Raw genomic sequence first — 4,636 nt, 5'->3', positions numbered from 1 at the left:
GTCTTTGTTGGCTTGCTGCAAGCGGGCTGGATTCATATCGAATGGCTCAACAATCCTATCACTGTCGTCGGTAGCGCTATGTTTGTTATTGGCGACGCCAACAGTGGCGCAGCCTGGTTCGCAGGCCTACTGGTATTAATCTTATTCGCCATTGTCGTGATTCGCTCACGTAAATTCATTGTCGACGACAGCCTAAGCTGCGGCTTGCTGCTTGCAAGCCTCATCGGTCTTTTATGTGCCGATCAGGTTTGGGCTTCACTGCTACTAACACTGTTACTCTACCTAGGGACGCAGCAACTAATTCACGCGCAAAAGTTTGGTTTGCGTGGGTTTATGGCGCAGCGCGGCCTTGCCCTTAGCTTGCTGTTTATTGTCGCCTTTGTCTTTATGCAAGGTGATAAAGCGCATCACGCCGCCTTGGCGCGTGCTGATTTTGGCGACAATGACCGCCTGATAGCAACGCTCGTGGCATCCATTGACAGTGACGAAGAAAAACTGCAAGTCAGCAGTCAGTGGCCAGGACGCACCATGTTAGCCATTAGGCAAGCCACATTGCCGCTACCGCCAAGTAGTGATGACGATGAACATTTTCTCAAAATAACTGAGGGGCTCACTCACATTATCTTTGACCATGCCAATCCAAAAAATAGGGATTTAGCAGAACAGATTGCGCGGCTTGGCGGTAACATGCCGACCTTAGCGCGCGAGCCTGGCGGAGTGATTGTCGAAGTAAAACCACTAGCAGCGCCTTAACAGTTTATTGAAAGTTAGCGCTGGCAACGACCACAATACACCGTTGCCCGCTGACTCAGGCGCACCAGCTTAAGCGTTGCACCGCAAGACTGGCAGGGTTGGCCATCACGGCCATAAACTTTATGTTCAAAGGCAAAATAGCCTGGCTTGCCATCGCTGTTGACAAAATCACGCAAAGTGGAGCCACCGCTGGCTATTGCCGCTTGTAATACCTGTTTTATTTCGGTTACTAATATTTGACAGCGTTTCAGTGAAATACGCCCTGCCGCACGTAACGGATGAATACCCGCCATAAACAAAGCTTCATTGGCATAGATATTACCCACACCAGCAACCACCGCGCTATCCATAATCAAATTCTTTACTGCTGTGCGACGGCCCTGTGCACGCTTAAGTAAGTAATTACCATTAAAGTCATCTGACAAGGGTTCAGGGCCAATATTAGCCAGCAACTTATGTTCGGGCTCACCTTGCGGCAACCACAGCACGCTGCCAAAACGTCGTGGGTCATGAAAGCGTAAGCACCCGTGGTTGTTAAACATAATATCAACATGATCATGCTTACCAGGCGCCAAGGCTGTGGCAAGATAACGTAAGCTGCCCGACATACCCAAATGCACCATCATTGCGCCAGCATCACTCGTGAACAGCAAATACTTGCCACGACGCTCAACAGCATTAACTGTTTGGCCAACAAATTCTTTGCTTAGATTTTTAGGGACGCCATAGCGAAGGTTGGGGTTGCGTACAATTATTTTGGTAACGCATTGACCCTGGATATGTGGCGCAATACCACGGCGGGTAGTTTCTACTTCAGGTAATTCAGGCATTCTAGAAATCAATAAAAATAAGAATCTTAACTGGTTAGGCGGCTATCCTCTAAGATTCTCAAAACAAGATGTGATATAAATCAACCTTCCGCTGACCGCCAAGAGTAGCGGAAGGTTTTATCCATTATTGTTTGATGGCTACGAATTTTTTGCCATCAGAAAACTACGTTTAATGCCAAGCAATCATGGTCAACAACAGTGGAATTGACAAAATTACATTGATTGAGGATGCCAATGCTGCACGCTTTTTAGCGGTTGCAATTTCATCTGCTGAAGCTTCTTTCATACCAAGGATTTTTTTCTGGCTTGGCCAAATAATAAACCAAACATTAAACACCATAATAACGCCCATCCAAGCACCAATACCAATGACTGTATCAGTCAAAGTAAATGCATCAACAATGCCACTGAAACCACGACCTTCCAATGCCAACAAAACTAAGCCAATAACCAACGTGCTGGCCGCTGACATGCGAAACCATAATAGCGCACGCGGGGCGATGTATTTGCCAATTGCTGCTGGGCCTGGACCGTCAGTATCAGCTAGAGCCTCACCCATTGCTGGCACTTGAACAAAATTAAAGTAATACAACAAACCAATCCAAACAACGCCAGATAACACATGCAAGAAAGCTGTTACGCCATAGCCTGTCATGTTTACGCCGCCATCGACACTGAAAAATATCGCCAGCGCAATAATAAAGCCAATGAATATTTTTCCTTTTACTGAGTTAATAAAATTCATTTTTCTCTCCTCGATTTAGAGTCAGCCATTATAGTAGGCTGCAATATTAAAGTTATTGAAATTATTTTTATATTAATTAAGCTCATGTTATTTCCTGAGTTTTTATCGTCTTTTATGCTGTGATTGCTTTATTGTGTCCTGCCTATGCAGACGCAAATTTATGCTATTTTATACTATATACAAAGGTTGGTAGTACAAAAATTGCCTCTTTTACGCTCATTCAAGCTAGCAATCTCACAGAACGAGCAAACGCTAGCGCATCCACCCTATAAAACTGTTTGGTAAAAACTACAAGAAACCGCCATATTAGTATTTGCCACCGATGCCTTTAAGGCTTCGGCGCCACCAGATCAATAGCCCCGCTAATAGCAACAGTGTTGGAATAACAATAAGAAATCCTATCGCAATCAGTTGCGACTCGAACAAGGAGAGCTTCAGCTCTCGATCACCGCGCTCAATTAATGGAATGGCAATTAAATCATCATTAACACTTAACCAATTCACTAAGCGCATAGCAAGACCAAGATTACCTGCGTTACCTATATATTGGTTAGCGATAAAATCACCATCACCCATCACAACAATACGTTGCGCCTTTTTATGGTCGGAACTCAAGGTGAATTGACGCTGTAAAGCGACGGCTATAGAGACCGGGCCCACCAAATCATTATCATCCAATCTAACATTACCGGTGATATCACCGCGTTCAAGCCAGCTTTGATCGCCGCTGCTTAACACAACATCTCTTTGCCAATCCTTAGCATCTGTCTGCAGCATCACTGCGGTCACTTGTGGAAATAAGGTCGTTGCATCAAATTGTTGCCATAAGGCATGGTCTGGATAACGTGCAATAATGGCGAAAGTAGGATTATCGATTCCCACTAAACGCGCCAAGGGGTCAACGACAGTCGCACCATCTATGCTCACTGTAAGATGCTCTGCCAACCGGGTAAGACCATAATCACTGCCCGGTTCCGTTAGCCATAGCAAATTGCCGCCCGCCTCGACATGGTTGATAACGTGATCGACCTCACCTGGCAACCAAGCTAGTTGCGACCCGGCAATAATTAACATTGCCGCGTTATTGGGTGCTCCACCACTTTGCGAGAGATTGACATTGGCAATATTAAAGCCTTGCTGTTTCAGCTCATTGACCCAATGGCTCAGGTCGTGATTGGCCTTACCGTCAGATTTACGTTCGCCATGACCGACAGCAAAAGCGAGCCAGCGATCGCCTTGGCGCAATAGTCGTTGCAAAGCATTGCTGAATGCCGTCTCACGTAAACTTTTTACATGCTCGCTGGCACTGCCCAGTGTCAGCACCATTTCACCATTCACTGTGATATTAAGATCGCGCACTTGCTGTGGCTCTGCATCTGGATCAATAAAGAACAACTCAATATCCGGCTTAAAGCGACGGTAACGCGCAATCAAGTGAATAATGGCTTTGCGAACAGCGATATTATCTTCATCGACATAGGCAGTCACCTGCAGCGGATTTTTGATTTCTGCAAGCACGCCAATACTGTTTGCGGAAAGGCTGTTGCCTTGTGTTTGCGTCCAGTCAAACTGTTGGTCCCATTTCAACACCAACCAATAAAGCACACAGGCAAGCAAAATGATGGCGATAAAAACCAATGTAGTAGTGGCGCGGCGCAATATGGATTGCTTAACCATACACTCGCTCACGATGAAGTTGTCGTACAGTGAGCAAGAGAAATACAGCTGCCACGAGTAGAAAATACGCTACGCTTTCCAATGCTAGGAAACCACGGAGTAAGGTTTGATAATGGTGGCTCATAGAAAGATGGCTGAGTACGCTATCACTACCATTTAGTTTGACGCCGCTATCGACTATCCATAACAACAACACCAAAGCAAACGTTGCCATTGCCGCGATCGCCGATTGCGAGGTCAGCGACGACATGTAAAGGCCGATAGCAACCAGCGCCATTGTGAACAAGCCTATTGCCAGCAATGCCGTGGCGATATGCCCCAGATCCAGTGCTGTACCGAGATTTAGCGATATAGCCATCAAGGCGATAATTAACCAGCTAACACTGAAAAAAACTATCACAGCAAAATATTTACCCAGCACAATCGCTGACATTGATACTGGTGAGCTCAATAATAACACCCGTGTACGTAAACGTTTTTCGTCACTTAACAGGCGCATGGTGATGAGCGGTATCACCACCATCAACAGTATCGGCACATTACCCAACATGCGGATAACAACCAGTAAGGTTGCGCCCGGCGCTTGCGCATTGAGCGCCAACTCATCCTGTCCGGCAATAAAACTGTCGAT

General features: G+C 46.1%; 5 protein-coding genes. 1 reads left to right on the top strand and 4 read right to left on the bottom strand.

Features of this window, described 5'->3' with window-relative positions; translation table 11 throughout:
- On the top strand, positions 1–753 hold a 753-nt coding region (locus JKY90_00425), incomplete at its 5' end, for a hypothetical protein (GenBank protein MBL4850738.1).
- A 14-nt stretch (positions 754–767) separates the two neighbouring features.
- Here the strand turns inward: JKY90_00425 and mutM are convergent.
- From mutM to JKY90_00405, 4 genes are all read right to left on the bottom strand, one after another.
- The gene (mutM, locus tag JKY90_00420) at positions 768–1,583 is read right to left on the bottom strand and encodes a bifunctional DNA-formamidopyrimidine glycosylase/DNA-(apurinic or apyrimidinic site) lyase (GenBank protein ID MBL4850737.1); all 816 of its coding nucleotides are present in this window, start codon (positions 1,581–1,583) and stop codon (positions 768–770) included.
- 169 nt (positions 1,584–1,752) lie between these two features.
- Positions 1,753–2,328, bottom strand: coding sequence for a urate hydroxylase PuuD (locus JKY90_00415; GenBank protein ID MBL4850736.1), 576 nt, complete (start codon positions 2,326–2,328; stop codon positions 1,753–1,755).
- A 306-nt stretch (positions 2,329–2,634) separates the two neighbouring features.
- Positions 2,635–4,017 carry a Gldg family protein gene (locus tag JKY90_00410; protein MBL4850735.1) on the bottom strand — a complete coding sequence of 461 codons (1,383 nt, stop codon included), beginning with the start codon at positions 4,015–4,017 and terminating at the stop codon, positions 2,635–2,637.
- On the bottom strand, positions 3,998–4,636 hold a 639-nt coding region (locus tag JKY90_00405), incomplete at its 5' end, for an ABC transporter permease subunit (protein ID MBL4850734.1). The genes JKY90_00405 and JKY90_00410, both read right to left, overlap by 20 nt.

This window comes from Gammaproteobacteria bacterium, from assembly GCA_016765075.1.
Lineage (GTDB): Bacteria > Pseudomonadota > Gammaproteobacteria.
The sequence above is the reverse complement of the archived record's forward strand: the minus strand, read 5'-3'. Positions and strand labels throughout refer to the sequence as shown.